Source organism: Nereida ignava, from assembly GCF_001049735.1.
In the GTDB taxonomy this organism is placed as follows: domain Bacteria; phylum Pseudomonadota; class Alphaproteobacteria; order Rhodobacterales; family Rhodobacteraceae; genus Nereida; species Nereida ignava.
This window is the reverse complement of the sequence record NZ_CVPC01000009.1, coordinates 1-21,065: the sequence shown is the minus strand read 5'-3', so window position 1 is coordinate 21,065 and position 21,065 is coordinate 1. Positions and strand designations below refer to the sequence as shown.

At 51.9% G+C, this 21,065-nt stretch carries 19 protein-coding genes; 7 read left to right on the top strand and 12 right to left on the bottom strand.

Features of this window, described 5'->3' with window-relative positions; all coding sequences use genetic code 11:
- Positions 1-522 precede the first annotated feature (522 nt).
- Together NIG5292_RS08755 and NIG5292_RS08750 are read left to right on the top strand one after the other, a co-directional pair.
- Entirely contained in the window at positions 523-1,500 is a 978-nt protein-coding gene (locus NIG5292_RS08755) for a glycosyltransferase family 2 protein (protein ID WP_048599156.1), read from the top strand.
- Positions 1,501-1,655: 155 nt separating this feature from the next.
- Positions 1,656-2,288, top strand: a complete 633-nt coding sequence (locus tag NIG5292_RS08750; protein ID WP_048599155.1) for a VOC family protein — start codon at positions 1,656-1,658, stop codon at positions 2,286-2,288.
- Here the strand turns inward: NIG5292_RS08750 and NIG5292_RS08745 are convergent.
- Complete coding sequence (locus NIG5292_RS08745) at positions 2,281-2,520, bottom strand: hypothetical protein (RefSeq protein WP_048599154.1); 240 nt, start codon at positions 2,518-2,520, stop codon at positions 2,281-2,283. The two genes, NIG5292_RS08750 and NIG5292_RS08745, sit on opposite strands and share 8 nt — an antisense overlap.
- Before the next feature lie 313 nt (positions 2,521-2,833).
- Here NIG5292_RS08745 and NIG5292_RS08740 point away from each other — a divergent pair, with 313 nt between their 5' ends.
- On the top strand, positions 2,834-3,244 hold the full coding sequence (locus NIG5292_RS08740; protein ID WP_048599153.1) for a hypothetical protein: 411 nt from the start codon (positions 2,834-2,836) through the stop codon (positions 3,242-3,244).
- A gap of 89 nt (positions 3,245-3,333) precedes the next feature.
- On the opposite strand, the gene uvrC is transcribed toward NIG5292_RS08740, so the two are convergent.
- From uvrC to NIG5292_RS08705, 7 genes are all read right to left on the bottom strand, one after another.
- Positions 3,334-5,190 carry an excinuclease ABC subunit UvrC gene (uvrC, locus tag NIG5292_RS08735; RefSeq protein ID WP_048599152.1) on the bottom strand — a complete coding sequence of 619 codons (1,857 nt, stop codon included), beginning with the start codon at positions 5,188-5,190 and terminating at the stop codon, positions 3,334-3,336.
- Positions 5,191-5,480: 290 nt separating this feature from the next.
- Positions 5,481-6,260 carry an SDR family oxidoreductase gene (locus NIG5292_RS08730; RefSeq protein WP_048599151.1) on the bottom strand — a complete coding sequence of 260 codons (780 nt, stop codon included), beginning with the start codon at positions 6,258-6,260 and terminating at the stop codon, positions 5,481-5,483.
- A gap of 24 nt (positions 6,261-6,284) precedes the next feature.
- On the bottom strand, positions 6,285-7,235 hold the full coding sequence (locus tag NIG5292_RS08725; RefSeq protein ID WP_048599150.1) for a calcium/sodium antiporter: 951 nt from the start codon (positions 7,233-7,235) through the stop codon (positions 6,285-6,287).
- Positions 7,232-7,399 carry a hypothetical protein gene (locus NIG5292_RS15055; RefSeq protein WP_048599149.1) on the bottom strand — a complete coding sequence of 56 codons (168 nt, stop codon included), beginning with the start codon at positions 7,397-7,399 and terminating at the stop codon, positions 7,232-7,234. The genes NIG5292_RS08725 and NIG5292_RS15055 overlap by 4 nt, the downstream gene beginning before the upstream one ends.
- 10 nt (positions 7,400-7,409) lie before the next feature.
- Positions 7,410-8,201: a S49 family peptidase gene (locus tag NIG5292_RS08715; protein ID WP_048599148.1), complete on the bottom strand. Its 792-nt coding sequence runs from the start codon at positions 8,199-8,201 to the stop codon at positions 7,410-7,412.
- Positions 8,202-8,265: 64 nt separating this feature from the next.
- Positions 8,266-9,027 carry an ABC transporter permease gene (locus NIG5292_RS08710; protein WP_048599147.1) on the bottom strand — a complete coding sequence of 254 codons (762 nt, stop codon included), beginning with the start codon at positions 9,025-9,027 and terminating at the stop codon, positions 8,266-8,268.
- Positions 9,024-9,986 (bottom strand): ABC transporter ATP-binding protein, encoded by a 963-nt coding sequence (locus NIG5292_RS08705; RefSeq protein ID WP_048599273.1) that lies wholly within the window; start codon positions 9,984-9,986, stop codon positions 9,024-9,026. Before NIG5292_RS08705 ends, NIG5292_RS08710 begins: the two co-directional genes overlap by 4 nt.
- A 129-nt stretch (positions 9,987-10,115) precedes the next feature.
- Between NIG5292_RS08705 and NIG5292_RS08700 the strand changes: the two genes are divergently transcribed.
- The 3 genes from NIG5292_RS08700 to NIG5292_RS08690 are packed head-to-tail and all read left to right on the top strand — an operon-like array spanning position 10,116 to position 13,321.
- Entirely contained in the window at positions 10,116-11,036 is a 921-nt protein-coding gene (locus NIG5292_RS08700; protein WP_082136676.1) for an XdhC family protein, read from the top strand.
- 56 nt (positions 11,037-11,092) lie between these two features.
- Positions 11,093-12,547, top strand: coding sequence for an aldehyde dehydrogenase family protein (locus NIG5292_RS08695; protein ID WP_048599145.1), 1,455 nt, complete (start codon positions 11,093-11,095; stop codon positions 12,545-12,547).
- Positions 12,548-12,574: 27 nt separating this feature from the next.
- A complete protein-coding gene (locus NIG5292_RS08690; protein ID WP_048599144.1) occupies positions 12,575-13,321 on the top strand; it encodes an SDR family oxidoreductase in 747 nt (248 codons plus the stop codon).
- A gap of 529 nt (positions 13,322-13,850) precedes the next feature.
- Here the strand turns inward: NIG5292_RS08690 and NIG5292_RS08685 are convergent.
- The 4 genes from NIG5292_RS08685 to NIG5292_RS14620 all read right to left on the bottom strand — a co-directional run bounded on the left by NIG5292_RS08685 (position 13,851) and on the right by NIG5292_RS14620 (position 18,931).
- Positions 13,851-15,062, bottom strand: coding sequence for a polysaccharide biosynthesis/export family protein (locus NIG5292_RS08685; protein WP_143081948.1), 1,212 nt, complete (start codon positions 15,060-15,062; stop codon positions 13,851-13,853).
- Positions 15,055-17,013, bottom strand: coding sequence for a GumC family protein (locus NIG5292_RS08680; RefSeq protein WP_048599142.1), 1,959 nt, complete (start codon positions 17,011-17,013; stop codon positions 15,055-15,057). The genes NIG5292_RS08685 and NIG5292_RS08680 overlap by 8 nt, the downstream gene beginning before the upstream one ends.
- A gap of 287 nt (positions 17,014-17,300) precedes the next feature.
- Positions 17,301-17,885: a glycosyltransferase family 29 protein gene (locus NIG5292_RS08675; protein WP_143081949.1), complete on the bottom strand. Its 585-nt coding sequence runs from the start codon at positions 17,883-17,885 to the stop codon at positions 17,301-17,303.
- A gap of 29 nt (positions 17,886-17,914) precedes the next feature.
- A complete protein-coding gene (locus NIG5292_RS14620) occupies positions 17,915-18,931 on the bottom strand; it encodes a glycosyltransferase family 4 protein (RefSeq protein WP_074842077.1) in 1,017 nt (338 codons plus the stop codon).
- Between the two features lie 719 nt (positions 18,932-19,650).
- Here NIG5292_RS14620 and NIG5292_RS08665 point away from each other — a divergent pair.
- Complete coding sequence (locus tag NIG5292_RS08665; protein WP_158441655.1) at positions 19,651-20,781, top strand: capsule assembly Wzi family protein; 1,131 nt, start codon at positions 19,651-19,653, stop codon at positions 20,779-20,781.
- The last annotated feature ends 284 nt before the right edge of the window (positions 20,782-21,065 follow it).

The following is a 21,065-nucleotide window of genomic DNA, read 5'->3' as shown; positions in this document are numbered from 1 at the left end:
TTTGTTAGTGTTTCGTTAGTTTTTATACCGCTCGATATTTTGTGCGCAATAGTGCCGATCTTGCAGAAACTGACGACCAACGGCGCCCACAAAACCCGCAATGACAAACACAACACGTAGGGATCAGTTGGTAGCGGTAGCACTTAAGGTCAGCATGTGCTGATTAAATCGCACACTTTGATGACGATCGGCTCGCGGCTCAAAAGCACCTACGCGCTTACTTAGTTGCGGAAAGCCGTTGGCCGGACCAAAAAGCTTTCAAAGATTTACTCAGAAAGTACTTTGAACGGGGGCATAGCCATATGTATGTATGGTGCAGGACCAACACGCCGTTCGGGTTGATCTGGTATTGTTAAACCGAGTTTTGTTTTATTTTGATGGCGCTTCCAAACTTGATCTTCTTTCCACTGCACCGGCTCATTCCGGAGCGGCTTCAAAACCAACTCCGGATACCTATCAGCTATCACCTTGTGACGCTGGCGAGTAATCTGTGCAGACTATTTGGAGGTGCAGGAGGCCAGTATGGACGCTAGCCAAGACACACCACAGCGCTCTCAAAAACTTATTGTCGGGCTTTGCACACATAATCGGCCGACCGAACTCGCTGAATGCCTCGCGTCCATCGCGCTTCTGCACATACCAGAAGGCTTTGAATTGCACTGCGTTGTGGTGGAGAACGGGCCAATTTCAGAAATCGCTCACGTGACTAAGGCTGCAAATCTACCGTTCAGAATAACCCATAAGCTTGAAAGTCGAATGGGCGTGGTCCATGCGCGCAACCGGCTTTTTGATATCGCGGAACACGAAAACGCTGACTGGCTCGCAATGGTCGATGATGATGAGACCGTCGATGAAAATTGGCTGACTGAATTCGTCTCGGCCATGAACAGCTTTCCCGATGTACGCTTTTTCTGCGGACCCTACGTTATTCTGCCGTCGAACAGCCTCTCTGCTTGGCGGCGGCCACCTGGTACAGACAAACGCCCTTTGGGTAGTCCTACACCTTTTGCGAAAACTGGCAATTTTCTCATTCACAAACGTCTATTCGACACTTCTTTAGGCGGGTTCCGTTTTGATACCGTTTTCAACCATAGCGGCGGCGAGGACTACGACATTTCACGGCGCATCATCGCATCTGGTGAAAAGCTGATATTCGTTCCGACAGCAAAAATTTACGAGCCTATTGCAGATGAGCGGTCAGGTTTTTGGTATGGCCTGAACCGTGTGTGGCGGGACCAGCATGTTGTGCAAAAGCACCTCTACCTAAGACTTTCGTTTTCTCAGGCGATCAGTAAAAACATAGCCGAGCTGCTACAAATTATAGTGCAGATAGCGTTCAAGCCAGTGTATTTGACGCGCAACATTATGTTCGGCAGGCTGAATTCTGCGCGTTACACTCTTTGGGACTTTTTCACTCTCATTGCTCGAATGTGGGCGATCATTGGATACCCGCTGAGCGGCGAGATCAAGGCTTATGGGAAGCCCTCAAAAGACGCGTAGGTGCACCAAAGCCGTCGCATTTCAGTTCACTTTCGCCTATGGTTCCAACCGGTAGCGACTGTCTTGCGGCAAACACACGGCTTCAGCGTTGCATCAATATAAGTCGCATATATGCTGCAGCAGGTCCCTGCATCCCAATCAAAAGGCGCATTATTTTGCTCACTGACTATTCGCTTCGCTTTGATCATATCGCTGTGTCCGCCCGCACCCTTGAAGAAGGTGCAGCACATGTACGCGAATATCTTGGAATAGACATGCCTTCAGGGGGCCAACACGCGGCCATGGGCACACATAACCTGCTAATGTCACTTGGGCCGGACACGTTTCTGGAAGTTATCGCTACAGATCCAAGTGCAAGCCCGATCCAGCGCACCCGCTGGTTTAATCTTGATAATTTCTCTGGGCCCGCCCGATTAGGCACATGGATCGTCAACGTGAAAGACTTGATGCAAAGCTGTGCCGACCTCCCTGTTGAACTAGGTCCAGCGAATAAGATTACTCGGGGCGCGCTATCATGGCAGATGGCTGTGCGCGATGATGGCTCCATGCCATTTGACGGTGCGTTCCCGATGCTCATGCAATGGCCCGATGGTCCACACCCTGCCGCGCGAATGACTGATCTTGGCTGTCGACTGGAACAGATGACTGTCGTACATCCTAAAGCCGCGGAAATTCAGCAAATGTTGCAAGGTCAGTTAGACATGGCCAATATTCACTTCGAAATCGGTGATGCAATGTCGATGAGAGCTGAAATCAAAACGCCCAATGGGATCAAGCTCCTTAAGTAAACTCGCGTGGTAACAAAAGCTTTAGGGGTTCGCTGATCTCCCCCCTTTCACAAGGTTCGCAGGTTTGATAGCTGAAGTCAGGTAAAGCCGCGCCTACAATCTCTTCGGCTGCGAGTTTGGCCATCATAAGACGTAAACAACGCATATTGATAAGTTCCAGCATACCTAAAACGGCCCAAAGAACAGAATAGGCCCAGGATTCTCTGCGCCGCCACAGGTTCTTTTGCGACATATCAAACAATTCCCGCCTGAATTATTACAAAGGCCGCCACCGCACTGAAACATATCGCGGCGGTGTAACATTTCTTGTGAGCGACGTTTTCATAGGAACAACGCCCGCAAGGCTTGCGCACACAAGGGGCGATCATGGTGGCGTGATGTTTGTTCTCGCACAGATTACCTGCTCGTGACAGGCCTATCATAACCCCAAAACAACTCTCATATACAACTCATCCGAGACAGGCACTAACGCCTCACTCGACACTCACAGGGCAATATAGCCCAAACAAACCAACGCCTTAGACAAGGCACCGAAAGGAAATATTATGAAACTCGCAACTGTATTCACAGCTATCGCAATCGCCGCTTCCGCAACTGCAGCATCTGCTGACCAACTCGCCAAATCCGCAGGCGTTAGCGCCGGTGTTTACGCCGATACAACGTTGGTTAACATCATTAACGCTCGCCAAGACCAAGACGTGGCACAGCTGAACTTCTTCTTGGGTCAGACCCTCGATAGCGCCCGTGTCTCAAGCCGCGGCACATCAGTTGATTTCGCATCACTGATCGAAAACGCAGAGCAGGACAATGACACAGCACAAGTTGCATCGCTGAAATCACTGGAAAACGGTGACAACGCACAGGGCGGCGTGGACTACGCTTTCTTGATCGATCTGGCTGAGCAGGACAACGACACAGCGCGCGTCGCGTCACTGAAGTCACTCGCGAACTTCTAAGTCCCACGCAACCTCTAGGATACCTCCCTGTCCCCAAGAAGGGCGCCTCGCGAAAGCGGGGCGCTCTTTTTTGGTGCGGGGGGATGGAGCTAACGCTCGTTAAAGTGGTCATAGATTGTTTGCGCCATCGCCTCGGATATTCCGTCGACCGATTTCAAATCCGCAAGCGCGGCACGGCCAACAGCCTTGGCCGAGCCAAAATGCATCAACAATGCCTTTTTACGCCGCGCACCAACGCCCGGCACATCATCCAGAGGTGTCCCACCGATCGCTTTTGATCGCTTTGCCCTGTGGGTGCCGATGGCAAAACGGTGCGCCTCATCACGCATACGTTGAACAAAATAAAGCACAGGATCGTTGTGGCGCAGCGCCATTACCTGTTTACCCGTGCGGTGGAACTCTTCTTTGCCCGCGTCCCGATCAAGACCCTTGGCAACACCTATCATCGGGATATCACCAACACCCATTTCTTCCATAATTTCGCGTACCGCACTGACTTGTCCCGCCCCACCATCAATTAGAAGAAGATCAGGCCAGTCGCCTTTACTCTTGTCAGGATCCTCTTTGAGCAACCGCTTAAAGCGGCGGCGAAGAACCTCTTTCATCATGCCAAAGTCATCGCCGGGGGTCAGATCATCACCGCGTATGTTAAACTTGCGGTAACTGTTCTTCATGAACCCTTCAGGTCCCGCAACGATCATACCACCCACCGCATGTGCGCCCTGAATGTGAGAGTTGTCGTAGACCTCAATGCGTTGCGGCTGCTTGGGTAACTCGAATGCCTCAGCCAACCCTTTCAACAGCTTCAGTTGGCTCGCACTTTCCGCCATTTTCCGCGCAAGGCTTTCACGAGCATTGCGTGCAGCCCCCGCCAAAAGTTCCATCTTCTCGCCGCGTTGCGGAACAATGATCTCGACACGGCGCTCTGCTTTTTGGCTAAGCGCCTCAACCACAAGGTCTTCACTCTCTACGGCGTGCGACAGGATCACTTGCTTCGGCGGTTGTTTATCGGCGTAGAATTGTCCGACGAAAGCCTCCATCACTTCCGTGTGCGAAACATCTGCAGCAAGACGCGGATAGTAGTCGCGATTGCCCCAGTTCTGATTGGCCCTGATGAAGAACACTTGAACACAAGCCTGTCCGCCTTCCATGTGCAGCGCAATCACATCTGCCTCTGACACGCCGCGCGGATTAATCCCTTGAGAGGTCTGCACTTGCGTCATGGCCCGCAACCGATCGCGCAGTGCTGCGGCGCGTTCAAACTCCATAGCCTCTGCCGCATCTGCCATATCTTTGGCCAGCTTTTCTTGAAGACCCGTCGTTTTACCCGACAAGAAACGTTCTGCGTCTTTGACGCTGGCGGCGTAATCCTGCTGTGAGATTTTGCCAACGCATGGCGCACTGCATCGTTTAATCTGGTAGTTCAAACACGGCCGTGTCCGCCCCTCGAATTGACTGTCAGAACAATCGCGCAGCAAGAACACACGCTGTAACTGGTTCAATGTTCTGTTGACCGCGCCAGCACTCGCAAACGGCCCATAATATGCGCCCTTAGTTTTCTTAGCGCCCCGATGTTTGCGAATTTGCGGAAACTCGTGATCTTTACTCACCAGAATATTTGGAAAGCTTTTGTCATCACGCAGCAGCACATTGTACTTAGGCTTAAGCTGTTTAATCAAATTTTGCTCGAGAAGCAGCGCCTCTGTTTCAGTCTGAGTAGTCAGAAACATCATTGAGCGCGTTTCAGAAATCATACGCGCAATACGTCCAGAATGCCCTGAGGGGCGCGCATAATTGCTCACACGATTTTTAAGATGGCGGGCCTTACCCACGTAAAGCACCCGGTTTTGATCATCAAGCATCCGGTACACACCGGGCGAGCCGTCAAGCGTGCGCGTATAATCGTGGATCAATTCGTGTCCAATAAGGGGGGCTGCGTCAGTCATAAGTCAGGGTCTGCGATTCTGTATGTGGCTGCAATTGTGAATGGCGGTGCGCAAGAGAGAATAGATCCACGGATGTTGTGGATAAGTCGGTGAGTAAGATATTAGATTATGCGATTTCACTAATGTTTTTAGACATTTCCTTGATTTGCACAAAAATTAAGCACGAATGTAACTTATTGAAATGGCTTAATATTTAATTTCAAAACGGCAAATTATTGATTTTGTTAAAGTTTTTGTAACGGTTTGATAAAGTCCGCTGTGACCGGTGCACAACTTAAAAGAGAGCTTGATCACTCGATCCCTTGGACATCCGGTGTTTGCCACCCCAAGTGCTGTGCGCCATCGACGCAAATAAGCTGTCCCGAGACAGCTGGCGCATCCAAAAAGTAACCCAGTGCGGCAGTTATATCAGACGCGTTAGCGCCGCGCCCAAGGACCGTATTTTTACGCTGACCGGCAAAATGCGCATCAGACTGCCTCGCGCCCTGAAGGGTCGGACCTGGCCCAATTGCGTTCACGCGCACATCCGGCGCAAGGCCCTGTGCAGCGGTTTGGGTGAGCGCCCAAAGTCCCATCTTCGCAATTGTGTAGCTTGAGAATTCTGGTGTCAGTTTACGAACACGCTGATCAATCATGTTCACAATCAAACTTTGAGCGATCGGCTCGCCGTTGCTGTCCAACTGGCCCTTAGGGGCATGAGCTGCAACTGTTTGGCTTAGAACATATGGCGCGCGCAAATTACTCTCGATATGGCGATCCCAACTGCTACGCGTCGCGGTTTGCAATGTGTCGTATTCAAAAATAGACGCGTTGTTAACCAAGCACGTAATTGGCCCGCCCAATGCAGACATCGCATTTGGAACAAGTGCTTGGGTATCGTTCTCGCTCAACAAATCAGCCTGCAGAGCAACCGCCTTCCCCCCCATGCCTTCGATGATACCAACCACTTCGCGTGCATCTTGCGCAGACGAGGCGTAGTGCACAGCAACGCTGTATCCACGCTCTGCAAGATAGATTGCCATTGCGCGGCCCAGCCGTTTACCCGCGCCCGTGACCAATGCCTTCTTCATACAATTCATCCTTCCAGTGGGCGGTTAAACCAGCAACATCACCAGATAAGAGACATAAAGCGCTGTCAGGATCGCGCCAGTGCCACGCATCATATTCCATTTGAAAAATACAAATGGGACCAAGACAAGCGACGCCGCCGCCATCACCCACAGGTCAAACTTCAACACACCTTGATCGACCTCGATGGGACCGATGAAACTTGTGATGCCGATGATCGCCAGCAAATTAAACATGTTTGAGCCGATGACATTGCCAATCGCCACATCCGCTTGCTTGCGGTACGCGGCAGCAACTGTGGTAGCCAGCTCAGGCAATGAGGTTCCTATAGCGATCAAGGTCAGGCCAATCACCGTTTCTGACACGCCAAAGCTGCGTGCGATGATGACCGAGTTCTCGACCAAAAGGCTTGCGCCTAGAGGAAGCCCTATCAAACCGAAAAGCAAAAATGCGCTAATCTTCCACCATGCCATGTCGGGGTCTGCGCCCTCGGGCTCGTCCTCATCGACAACTTGCCCTGCAGCACGCGCACGCTTTGCATCAAAAAATTGATCCGCCAATATGGCAAAAAGAGCTGCCAGAAAGACCAAACCGTGCACCCATGTAATGGGACCAAAGAAGGCGCCAGCTATGAAAAGCGCGGTCGCCAAGATCATATAGACAAAGCTTTTGCGCGTGTCACAGCCCGCCGTATGCAGCCCCGCCAACAACGCAGGTACGCCCAAGACAAGCAACACATTGGCGGTGTTTGAGCCAACCACGTTACCCATCGCGATACCGGGTGCCCCATCGATAATTGCCTCAACCGCAATCAATAATTCAGGGGCGGAGGTACCAAAAGCAACAATCGTCAAGCTTACGATCAATGCAGGAATCCCAAGACGCAGCGCAAAGTTAACCGCGCCTTTCACCAGCGCATCCCCCGCGATCAGCAGCAAGACCAAACCAGCGGCCGTGAGTAAAAGTGCCGTGGTCATTTACGTTTCGCTCCGCATGCACATGGGCCTTTGCCGATTCTGAACCGTCCGCAGCTTTGGCACTTGGCGTTCGCTAGCGCTTGCTGACCGGGGTAACGCAGTTTGCCGAACATCGCCAAAACCACCATCGCGATCAGAAAGAGAGAGACGATTTTCATCAGCATGGCGCGCGCCCTATAGGCCAAAGCGCGCAAATTGTGCCCGCTCTTCAATCTGATGCGCTAAACCGCCAACTGCAGATGCGCCAATCCGTGACAAAAGTGATTTACGCTGGCCATAAACGCGGAACTTCACTTTTTTGCCAAAGCGCTCTTTCAGGATCGGCACCAGATGCCCGACACCGTCCGCAAGACCGACGTCAACTGCACCTTGGCCGACCCAAATCTCACCAGTGAACAAATCACGCTCACCCAATTTATTCGCACGGCGGCTTCTAATTTGCTGTTTGAATGTCTCGTGAAGCTGCTCAAGAATAACGTTAAGGCGGGCTACGTCTTCGGGGTTTTCAGGCTTGAACGGATCGTTCATCGATTTTGAGGTGCCGGCAGTGTAGACACGGCGCTCAATGCCGTAGCGCGCAATCAACTCACTCATACCAAAGCCCGCACTGATTACTCCGATTGAGCCTACCACCGATGTGGCATCAACAAAAATCTCGTCCGCCGCGGAGGCCAGCCAATAGCCACCGGACGCTGCAACATCTTCAACAAACGCAAAAACAGGGATCTCTTTTTCATCCGCAAGTCGACGAATGCGCGCCGCAATCAATGATGATTGCGCGGGGCTACCACCAGGTGAGTTAATCACAAGCGCAACCGCTTTTGGCTTACCCTTGGCGAATGCTTTCTCAATCATGGCTGCCGCGCCTGCATCATTCAAGCCACGACCGCCACTTGCAATCATCCCGTTCAACCGAACAACAGAGACAACAGGTGGGGATTTTCTGAATGGGATAAAACGCTTCATGAGCGTGATGTAGAGTGCGCAAGCACCTGCTACAAGTGCCCGCCCTCAAATCAAACTGTTCGGTTTAGGAGCGCAAACGATACCCCGTTTTGAAAATCCACCACACAATGCCAAGGCAAATCGCCGTAAATGCGCAAATCGCAAAAAGACTCACGCCGATACTAACGTCAGAGGTCCCAAAGAAAGACCAGCGAAAGCCCGAGACCAGATACACCACAGGGTTGAACAGCGTGATCGTCTGCCAGACAGGAGGAAGCATTGTGATCGAGTAAAAGGTTCCCCCAAGAAAGCCCAGAGGCGTCAAAACCAAGAGCGGGATCAGTTGTAGTTGCTCAAAATTGCTAGCCCAAATCCCAATAATGAAGCCAAGCAGACTAAACGAAAGGCAGGTCAAAATCAGAAATGCAAACATCGCCAGCGGATGCGCAATTTGCAGGTCAACAAACAGGTATGACGTCGCCAGAATAATCACACCGATAATGAGTGACTTTACGGTGGCCGCGCCAACGTAGCCGATAACGATCTCAAAGAAATTGATTGGCGCAGAAAGAAGCTCATAAATCGTACCGACAAATTTTGGCAAATATATACCAAAGCTGGCGTTGCTGGCGGATTGGGTCATCACCGTTAGCATGATCAAGCCCGGCACGATGAACGCGCCGTAACTAACACCATCAACATCTGTAATGCGGCTTCCAATTGCTGTGCCGAACACCACAAAGTACAGGGCCGTAGAAATGACAGGGGCCAGCAAGGACTGCGCAGCCGTGCGAAAAAAGCGCGCCATCTCAAAAAAGAAAATCGCTTTGATGCCATAAATGTTCATGCCGCGTCTCCTGCGTTTGCCGTGCGTGCGTCTTGGTCTGCGACAAGCCCAACAAAAATCTCCTCAAGGCTTGATTGTTTGGTCTGGATATCGCGAAGCACAAACCCTGCCGCCTGCAAATCACCAAGCAATGTGGTAATGCCTGTACGCTCTGCGTTGATATCATAAGTGTAGATCAGTGCGGAAAGATCATCCGTCACACTAAGATTATAATGACCAAGCGCCTCCGGCAGTTTGTCTGATGCCAAAGGTTCAGCCAGATCAATCTGCATCTGCTTTTGACCCAATTGCTGCATCAACTCAGCCTTGTCTTGCACCAACAAGATTTGCCCACCGTTGATAACACCGATGCGGTCAGCAACCTCCTCGGCTTCTTCAATGTAGTGGGTGGTCAAAATAATCGTCACACCGCTCGCCTTCAGGTCCTGCACCACCGCCCACATATCTTTGCGCAGCTCCACATCGACACCGGCGGTCGGCTCATCAAGAAAGAGAACACGCGGCTCATGGGCCAATGCTTTTGCAATCAACACACGGCGCTTCATGCCACCTGACAGTTCACCAATTTTAGCGTTTCGTTTATCCCACAGGCTTAGCTGACGAAGGATTTTTTCGATGTGCGCCTCGTCCGCGGGCTTACCAAAAAGACCACGGGAGAACCGCACAGTCGCGATCACTTTTTCAAAATGCTCAAGATTAAGCTCTTGCGGCACAAGCCCGATCATCGCCCGCGTTTTGCGGTACTCCGCATTGATATCAAAGCCACCAACAGAAACGATCCCAGAGGTGGGGTTTGTAATCCCGCAAATAGAGGAAATAAGCGTCGTCTTCCCCGCGCCGTTTGGGCCCAAAAGCGCAATAATCTCGCCTTCGTTAATCGTAAGGTTCACGCCCTTAAGCGCCTCAAAGCCGCTTTTGTAGCGTTTCACCAATCCGTTTACTTCAATAATCGCGCCCATTTTGGCCCCCATACATTTGCGCGCACCTTACCCGAACCACAGTTGGGTGTAAGTCGCATATTTGCACATAGCCGTTGCACCCGAATTGCCCTTGCCTACGCGTGACACAGCACTCACATTTGCAACAATATGATAAATCCTTCTTCCCACCACGCTCCAGACGACGTGCTTGCTGCTTTGGCGCGCAAACCGCACAACGCGGTTCTTGCCGTCATCAGCGAAACAACCGGCCCGTCTTATCGCAACGTTGGCGCGATGATGGCATTTTGGGCAGATGGGGCCCGCATTGGCGCGCTAAGTTCAGGCTGTATCGAAGATGATCTCGCTTTGCATGCGGCAGAGGTTTTGGCGAAGGGCACACCCAAGGCGGTACGGTATGGCATTGGCTCACCGTTTATGGACATGGCGTTGCCCTGCGGGGGCGGGGTTGAAATTGTGCTGTTTCCGCAGCCCTCAGCCCGTACGATTGAACGCGCCATGGCCCTTCGCACTGCTAGGCAGGGCTTTCACCTAACTTTTGATCGTCGTTCCGGCGAAATCCGCGCGTTAACTGAAACGCCAGAGCGATCGACAGACACACTCTACGTACACATTGCACCTGAAGTCATGGTTGGCATCATTGGTACAGGCCCCGAAACCATTGCCCTAGCAAACCTGTGTCATGCCCTACACTACTCTATCGCGGTAGCCTCGCCAGAACTCGAACGCATCAAGCCACACCTCAGCCCGCTCATCGACGCCACACACATGAAGCACGCGGAGCTGCCCCACCATTGGAAAGTGGATGCGCGCACGGCAGTGGTGCTCTTGTTTCATGAACACAGTTGGGAGCCCCCGATCCTTGCGCACGCACTAGCTAGTGACGCGTTCTACATCGGTGCGCTTGGCAGCTTGCAGACTCATCAAAACAGGCTGAAGCACCTATCTGAACTTGGTGTCAGCGGTGAAGCTGCCGCGCGACTACGCTCTCCCATCGGGCTTATTCCTTCTGTCCGCGACCCGCGCAGCTTGGCGATCTCTGTGCTGTCCGACATTATCTCCATTGCCTAAAGCGGCCAAATTCGCTCAACTCTTGTAAAGACCAGCAACAGCTGAGGTAGAATAAGATGAGCGTACGGCCCCTTAATATTGATCCACGTCATTGTCTGATTGATGGCAGATGGCAGGCCTGCCAAAGCGGCCAAACGCTTGAGCTGAAGAACCCTTCCGATGGCACCCTACTGTGTGAGATTGCCCGAGGCAGCGCTCAGGATATCTACGCGGCGGTAGATGCAGCAACCCGTGCGCTTGATGGGCCATGGAGCACTCTCACCGCTTTTGAGCGCGGGCGCATACTCGCAAAGATCGGACAGCTTGTTCTTGAGAATGCGGATGAGTTAGCCCGCCTTGAGGCCCTTGATGTGGGCAAACCTCTCACACAGGCCAAGGCAGACGTAACAGCACTTGCCCGCTATATGGAGTTCTACGGCGGCGCAGCTGATAAAGTGCATGGCACGACAATTCCGTATCTTGATGGATACACGGTTTACACACTGCGCGAGCCACACGGGGTGACAGGGCACATCATTCCATGGAACTACCCGATGCAAATCATTGGCCGGTCAGTTGGGGCCGCGCTGGCCATGGGAAATGCAGCCGTTTTGAAACCTGCTGAGGAAGCGTGCCTGACAGCGCTTGCCTTCGGCGAATTGGCCCGACGTGCAGGGCTACCGGACGGCGTGCTGAACGTCGTGCCCGGCTTGGGTGCAGAGGCAGGCGCCGCGCTGAGCGCGCACAAATCCGTCCACCACATCAGCTTCACAGGTTCAGTTAACGTCGGAAAGTTAATCCAACACTCCGCCGCAGAAAACGTGGTGCCCGTAACGCTTGAGTTGGGCGGAAAGTCACCGCAGTTGGTTTTTGAAGATGCAAATATCGAGGCAGCCCTGCCATTCTTGGTTAACGCAGGCATCCAAAACGCAGGCCAAACATGCTCTGCATCATCGCGCATATTGGTACAGCGCAGCCGCTATGACGAAGTGCTGGACGCAATGGCTAAACGCTATGCCGCATTGAAAGCAGGTCCCGCACTTGAGGATCACGATGTCGGGCCGCTGGTGTCATCACGACAAAAAGAGATCGTCGAAAGTTTTATTGTCAAAGGTCATGATCTGGAATGTGCCGCGCGTGGCAAGATCATCGACAGCGCGCCAGAAGGTGGGGCCTATGTAGCACCTGCGTTATTCGCCAATGTCCCATCAGATCACAGCTTGGCCCAAGACGAAATCTTTGGACCAGTGCAAGTTGTCATCCCATTTGATGATGAAGACGAAGCCATCGCAATTGCCAACGGGACAGATTTTGGGCTGGTCGCATCCGTTTGGTCTGAAAACGGCGCCCGCCAAATGTGCTTGGCAAAAAGGCTCAGAGCAGGACAAGTGTTTTTGAACAATTACGGCGCAGGCGGAGGTGTTGAATTGCCTTTCGGCGGCACGGGACTTTCAGGGCACGGGCGCGAGAAGGGCTTTGAGGCGCTTTATGGTTTTTCAACGTTGAAAACAGTCGCGGCCCGCCACGGCTAAACCTTCGCATGAACAGGATTTATTCTCATGAGACTTGCAGGAAAAACGGCAATAGTAACCGGCGGCGCATCAGGTTTTGGCGCAGGGATTGTGCGCAAATTTGTAGCAGAGGGCGCGTGCGTCATGATCGCCGATTTAAACACAGACTTGGCACAGGAAACCGCAGAACAAATAGGTGGTAACGTGGAGGTCATCCACTGCAACGTGGCCAATGACGCGAGCGTTCGGGCAATGGTCGAGGCGGCTCAAACGGCCTTTGGCCAGATCGATATTTTGGTCAACAACGCGGGCACCACACACCTGCCAGCCCCGATGGAAGATGTCACCGAGGAAGACTTCGACAAAGTCTTTGCCGTGAATTGTAAGTCTGTCTACCTGACTGCGAAATACGTCGTCCCTTTGATGAAAGCCGAAGGATCAGGCGCGATCCTAAACGTGGCTTCAACCGCAGGCGTCTCACCCCGCCCCCGCCTGAATTGGTACAACGCGTCAAAGGGGTGGATGAACAACGCCACAAAAGGAATGGCCGTCGAACTGGCCCCAAGCGGCGTGCGTGTAAATGCAATCAACCCTGTGGCAGGCGAAACCCCACTGCTGAAAACTTTCATGGGCGAAGACACCCCCGAGGTCCGCGCCAAGTTTCTGTCCACCATTCCATTGGGACGTTTTTCAAGCCCCGAAGATATGGGAAACGCAGCGTGTTACTTATGCTCGGACGAGGCGAGTATGGTAACAGGCGTATGCATGGAGGTGGACGGCGGGCGGTGTATTTAGGCACGCGTACCGCCATGGGAATTGTGCCAAAGGCTTGCACTAAGCCCACAGAACCGTCACGCGATTGTGCTCTCTCAAATGTTCATTTCAGTTATCTTTAGTCCGAAGAAGCCCAAGTTTGTCCATTCAAATACTGAATGATAGCATCATGGTGCCTAGAGCATTGGGCCCCAGATGGCGCACCACCATGCAGAGATCTAGTCTAATTGCCATTGTATCATGGGTCTCTGGTTTCAAGTCTGTCGGAATGATGCTTTCCAGCGCAGGCCCGTGATAGCCCAATGAGCTGTGCGGCCTGAAGGTGTTGCAATGAATGCGCCATGCTCAGTTAGGATTTGAACTTCTCGCAAACTGTAGAGATCCGTAATTCTTCAGCACCAATTTGTAAGGAACTGACAGCCTTGTACGTCAGCTGACGCTTCACATTAAAATGTTTTTTTTGGCCTAAATTCTATTGAGAACAACTACGATAAGTCGACGTTTGTTCCAAGAGATTGCATCGCTAACTCAGAGCCTCAAAAATATGAGACTAGGGTATGTTGCCTGCCTCAATATCACGCAACAAAATACGAAGCGGCGTTATGTTCGCCAACGTGCGGTTCAATGTCATAATTGGCTGTTCAGCAACAAACACAATATCATTGGGCCGCAACTCCACTTCATTTGCAACGAGCAAGCTTAAAGGGCTCTGCGCGTCAAGCTGGTGGGCTTCAACAGGCTTTCGACCACGAAGCAAATAGACCGCTGAACGCTGCGCCGACGGGCTTGCTAGCGGACCAGCTGGCGCGAATAGAATGTCAGCAAGCGTTTGCCTAACCTCTGGTTGGATGGGCATAATTTGTGGGGCGACCCCCCCGAGAAGAAAAACTTTACCCGGCAGATATTTTAAAGTTTGCACAAAAAAGTGATCATCGCCTTGAATGAGCACCTTGGGGGCATTTTCGGCAAGTAAGTCCGCTAATCGGAAAGAGTAGGTTTTACCACCACGCTGAACTTTTATAAGAGTGAGTGCACTTTCGTTAAAAGCAACACCCGATGTCGCAATTACCTCACGCAGTGTTGTGCCCTTATCAGTAATAGGTATCACTGAGCTGGCACGACCCGAGGCGCCGTCAGTTGTGACATAAGCACGCTGCGAGTTGAAACGCTGAATTTCCATCTGAAAATTAGGAGCACTTCCATTTCGAATGAGAATGCTGCGAACTTCGTCCCTAAGCTCCGAGATCTCACGGCCAACGGCCTCAATTCGCCCCACACCGATTAGGAAAATGCTGCCGTCTGTACCAACCCGACCAGTGGTCGAAATAATATTCGATGAGCTTGACGGAAGTGAAACGCCAGCTGGCAGGCCGTTATCCCCAACGTCAACTCCGGCAGACAGCCGAGCAATTGAGGGACTAGCGTCAGTGTACTGAATGAGTGCGACCTCGTCACCAACGCCCAGCTTGTATGGCTGGCTACCAACAATTGGTGGAAAAGAGGTCTTGCGGAGCGACCTTTCAGAAACAGCATTCGCGGACGAGCCGCTCCCGGGCATAGAAACTATTCTGTCGTAGCTAACTGAATTGAGGTTTTTTGCTGCTGCAAAATCAAGGGCCCGGACATTAATTTCAAACTCCTCCTGGCCCTCCGCGTCCGGAGCAACGCCACGCAGAGCAACGGGTTCAACGATGGCCGAACATCCGAAGAGTGATAAGGCGGCGGCTATTAAAATAGCCTTTCTAGTCATGAGATTACGCATGAAAGGCAACTCCCAACGTGCCTCGCTGCAGCATGCGCTGCACCGACTTAATTAATGTTTTCCCGGGCTTAAGTTGCACCGCAAAGAAAGGGTCAACAATTGAATTCGACGCGAGGATGACTTCAACCGCATCGGTATTTGCCGCAAAAATCACAATGTCATGTTTCTCTAATAGCGCGTCAACGATTTTATCGACCGATCTAGAGTACAGCAAGTCAAGGTTTGTCACGCCCGCCGGGTAGACATATTCCGTGCCCCCAGTTGGGTTCCCCACTTTAACCATGGCGTCTTCAATGTCAGGTGTAAGCTCGCGTTCAACCTCAGAAAGCTCGCGTGACAAGTCAATGAAACCGACATCACGCCCTAGGCTTACGGCCGTAGCTGCAACTATTTTTCCCAGTGCACCGGCGTTGTTCTCAAAGCTCAAATCGCAGATAAAAACAGGGCGGTTTTCGTCGCCACTATCCAACTGGAGAACTGCGTGACGGGCCCAATCAGATTTGATTTTTCCTAAAGATTTATGAACATCCGCGAGCGGTTTCCCCCTGAAGCGGCGAACACCTTTTGTCTTAAGGCCACTAGAAACACCCACAGCCTCAAGCAAGGACGAGAGCGCAAAATACACGCCGCGGCGCATACCGAGTACCAACGCAACAGCTGAACCCACGAAAACCCCAAGTACCAGGCCAAGAGCTAGGATTAATGTCCTTTTAGGCGCACTTGGGCTAACAGGAACGCCGGCTACTTCAAGAATTCTCGAATTATCAGGCTTAAAACCAGCCACAAGCGACTGGCTCTTAACCTGCTCGATCAAAACGGTGTAGGCCGCCTCAGCAATTTTTAGATCGCGTGTTAACTGAGCAAGCCGCTCCGCACTCGAGGCATATTTGGAGGCATCCTGCTCCAATTTGAGAATGTCTCTCTCAAGCGCTGACAGCCTATCACGGATGCTACTCTCAACCTGAGACACGACCCCAACACTGGGCCAAGTCCACGCACTCGCAACTTCACTCACTCCCATAATTCTTCGGAAGCTAGGCTGATCTAGCTGCGGGAACTCCTGCCTCAGTCGATCGTAATCACCCTCACCCGGCACGCCCTTATACAGGACCTCTTTGAGCGCAAGGGCGGCCGCAAGCTGTTCGGCACTGCGCTCACGCTGAGTTCTCATATCATCAAGCATCACCGACCCAACCGCAAAATTCTCTACGGCTTTAGTGCTATTTTCAAGGCTGTACTCCTGCAGCGCACGCTGCGCTGCTTCCAAATCTTCAGACGCATCAGCTAGTGTGCGTGAGAGATAATCCAGCTTTTCGTCAGTTTCGTCGCTACTTTCTAATGCTTTGAGGGCGATAATTTTACTGACTATAAAATTTGCGATTTCAGCAGCTCTTTCGGGAACCTCATGATCAACGGTTACCGAGATCGACCCCGTATCACCCGCTTCTACAACAATAAGCTCCTTATATGCATTAATCACGTTCTGAAGTGCGATACGATCGGCATTCGGTTTTTCACTGACCATGCCAAGCAGGGACTTAAGTACCGCCTTCCAAGCTGGACCAGTAGCATTGGGGTCGTAACTGTTAAACATCTCATCGCTTTTAAGATCCAACTCACGCCCGATTTCCAAAATGAACTCACGTGAGGTCAGTCGCTCAACAATCACCTCAGCGTCACCGCCGCCTGTGGGCGCTCCGACGAGGGCCGCAAGCCCGCCCAGCTCCCCGCCAAGACTGCCTAAAATACCGTTCGAGCCACTACTACCAGGCAGTGCAAACGTACTCTTGGCTGAGAATACCTTATCGGCATTTAAAGCATAAAAGCCTGCGCCGACCAGGAACGCTGAGCTAACCAGTGCGATCAGGAACTTGTAAGCCCAGATTGTGAGGAAAAGCTCTTTGAGATTGATTTCGTCTTCCGCGGCGTCGGTTGGTTGGTGGTTTGACATCAAGAGAACCTAATTAGTTTCAATTTGAACTATCGACGATCAGGCCATCATGCAACACAGCTATCAAGATAAGGCTAAACAAAACCAAAATTTCTAACACTGAACAAGGCCTATGACGTTTAAAACGCCCGGTTTGGGGGCGATACAAAGCCAGCTAGGGCAGACACCAACGCCACCCACCCGCATCCCAGTAGTAAATATTTAAGCGACACGCAGATTACCGATTAATAGACCAGGGCAATAAGTTTCGTGACATTAAAGAAATGTCAAAGGAGCTGAGTTATCCTTCACACCACTAAATTGAAGCGGCGGTCGTTTTCCATCAAATGCTCAACCCAAATACGCTCTGCTTCAAAATCGTGCGGCACCTGCGCCGATGTTCTACTGCCCGTCATTGAGAGCGAGGCAAAGAAATCAAAACCGAAAAGCTCAATTCGATCCGCAGGCAGGCGCCTGAGTAAATCAACGAGCAGCACCCCAGTCGAGGGCCGAGCGCCCAATTCACGTGATAGACTATGAAAATCTTTCAGCGGAAATAAGTAGAACCCTTCCGCCGCGGCCGTTCCCCAATCTAACCTGCGCCTCTTGTGGCTCATCCACAAAACGCGTTTTGGGGTTACGCGGCGCTTCAACTCACGAGAATTACGAATGGCGAGTGCATGCCAATCTGTCCGGCACCCGTGAGATTCTGGATTAGACGTTGGGGCCGAATTAATGCGAATAACAATATCCGCCTCATCAATTCGCTTGCCGTGTTTGGCCTGAAGCAAACTACGGGCATTACCTACGAGCGCAATTGTTTTACCACTCACGTCAGCCGCAAGAGCGTCCAACGCCACCGAGTGCTCTGCCAGGGCAGCTTCGCTCGACATCCAACGGTCTATATAAAATTTGAGCTGTCTCACGTCTGGAGTAACCTTTGGTAGACATCTACTAAGGCTTCAGCCTCAACATCAAGTGACATGCGCTCTAATGCCGAACGACGAGCTTCAATTGACATACGGTTGCGGCGATCATCATTGTCCATCAGGTCAATAAGCTTCGCTTCCAGGTCATTAATGTCACCCCGCTCGAACAACTCGCCGTTTTGTCCCTCCTCGATTAGCTCATCAAAGGCGCCAACACCGCGTGTCGCAATTGTCGGGGTGCCACTGGCTAATGCCTCAGCAACTGTGAGGCCAAAACCCTCCAAATGAGAGGGCGCAACATATATCGAAAGCTCACGGTAAGCATCGGCCATCTGATTTAAAGGCCTTTCCTCAACGAAGTGAATGCGGTCACGAAGGCCAGATTTTTCAACTTTTTGAACCATCTCCTCGTAGTATGCCCGGTCGCGGGAGAGTACGCGTCCCATCACAACCCCAGACCAATCGCTGCGGTCTGCAAGAACGCGGCATAGCGCATCAACGAATAGGTCAGTACCTTTCATCTGCCGAATTCGCCCGAAGCACCCAATAACCTTTGGCATGGTAGCCAAATCACCACCGATCGATGGGGTGAAGAGGTCTACATTTACCCCGTGAGGCACAATAACGCAGCCCTTGGGCATGACTTCTGCGTTTATCAGGTTTGTTGCCACAACTTCATCACAAAGCCCTATTAGCCAAGTTGTCCAACGAGACCGCTTGCGAGGTGATGCGGATGTAAAAACGATCTTGAGCTTAGATATTCGGAGCCACTTAAAGAGCAGCCCGACAAGGAGCTCATTATTCCGGCGGGCGTGCCAGACACGCGTCTTTCTCGGCAGTAATAAGACGCGCAAGACAGACAAATGAGGGAGGCTCGAGGGCAGTCCAGGCCCAGTTGCGACAATCGGGATCATGCGCGATTGACGATCGACCAATCCCACCACGGTCGCAGTAACACCCGACAGGCGTTTCTTAAAGTTTGGGGCAATTACATCGACGTCAGGGGCCACTCCAGGGCTACCTTTTATTAAGAACTGGCATTCTGCTCGGCTTAGCTCAGCTCGAGCAATAATTTTCATCTATCGCACCACAACCCATCCATCAAACAAATATGATAATTGAATAAATATCACGTGCCGACCTGCAAATTAGTCAGCACTCACTCAAGTGCGTTAACCGAATAGGTCGCCAAACCCCGATAAGACGACATATGCCTCAAGGCGCAGGAGGAGTACTAAAGAAATTGCCCCAAAGAGATAAACTGCAAATTAAACAGGCAGCGACAACAGTCGATCCGCAACGCGACATTCGCTTTTTTCTGCGACCCTTGCGCCAGCTCAATAGCCAGCCAAAGTCACCCAGCAGAAAAGCCACCAACATATTTTTTTCGCAAACTTGCGTAAATGCACCAGCCGAAAACACGCTAGCGTCAAATTCTACACCATACAAAAACTAGATGGCAGACGATGTAAGCCCGATGCGAATACAATAAATTGATAAACTAGAACGCCAGCAACTAAACCACGCCGTTGAATTAAACCGTTGGGCACATTGTTAATCATAAATGTCACTTTGAAACTAATGAGGGTTTACTTGCCGGGTATCAGACATTAGCTGAGCACTTAATATTTGCATGCCAGAAAGCCAGACAATGACCGCAAAGCGTCGTTCCAAAAAAATCTTATCACAATTGGCATGCACTTTCAGCGCGCTTTTGGCGTGCATGACAATGGCCAACGCAGATGGCGCAACATTGCAGCTATCACTCGGAACACGTGATATTCTTCATAATCGCCAAGTTACCGAGACCAACGGCAAGGCCTTGATGCGCGGAAGCTACACCAAGTCTTTTGGCAAAGTGGATCTGGGCATAAGCCTTGCGGCGGAAGATACAGCTCAGACATTTAACGCTGACGGATCATACGTTAATCTAAACTTTGGGGACTGGGTGCTGGGCGCGGGAGCTGTTGACAGGCACTGGTCATATTCCCCTCACACATCCCTAATTCTATCAGCTAACGCACGACCGATGCGTTCGGCCTACCTCAAAAAGACAACCAACACTTCCACATCCCCACTGCTTTCGTGGGTCGGCCCCTGGGGCGGTGAGTTTTTTGTGGGCCAAACTAGCGGTGGACCTGGCAGTGGCGGCGTGAACTTTATGGGCGCACGGCTAGAACTGGAGCCCGTGGCCGGCCTAAAGGCGGAGTTCATCCAGACAGCTCAATTTACTGGAGGTATTGCCTCCGTCGGAACCGCTCTGGCGGGCAACACGAATGAGGGTGCAGGCGCTGAAATCAACAAAATGGCCGGCTTTGGTTTATCCTACTCATTGAACTCAAACCGGGTCTACCTGCAAGCCATTGGAGAGGACGAGGCCGGCGGCCTGCCGTCCTGCTGGATGCACCTCATCGGCCTTGAGCGTAAAATGGATGCGGCCGGCATCCCGACAACGCTTAACATTGAGGTAGTGGACACTCGGATTGACCGAACGACCAATGGACATTGCGGGCCGAACACGGCCTACAATAACGGCACGCACCCCTACACGAATGACGGCTCTGTCATGGGCGCGGCGATTGATAGCGAAGGCAAATCCATCCAGCTCAGCGTAGGGCATAACTTCGGGGCGTATGATTTTGAGTGGGGAATTGGCCAGTACACAGTGAATGACAAGAGCTCGCCCTGGCACCGGCTGGCGAGCCGGCGGGAAGAAGGGCGGATCTATCATATGGGACTGGCCCGGCAAATTGGGTCGCTTAAGCTTTCTGGAACCATGTCGTACCAGGGCCTCGACTTAGACAAGGCCGGTATTAGCAGCGGGCTAGCATTAAACATGACCGCGGAGCGGCGGTTTTGATGGAGCAATCCCAGTAACGGGTGTCGGCCCCCGCATTCGCGTAAGTCTACTACTGTGGTGATTAATACTGTGGTGATCAAAGGACGCCCTGCAATAACAGCAGACATACCGACGACCGATAGCGGCACGTGTTCCCCACTCTTAATTTAAGTTGAAGATATACCCTCTTAACCCACCAGGGCGGCATACCTCCAAGCACACCAAGCGTGCACAAAGCCAAATGTGACGCAACACTGCGGCACTGTGCCATCTGATCACAGTAAAGTGCGGCCCTGTTTCAAGCC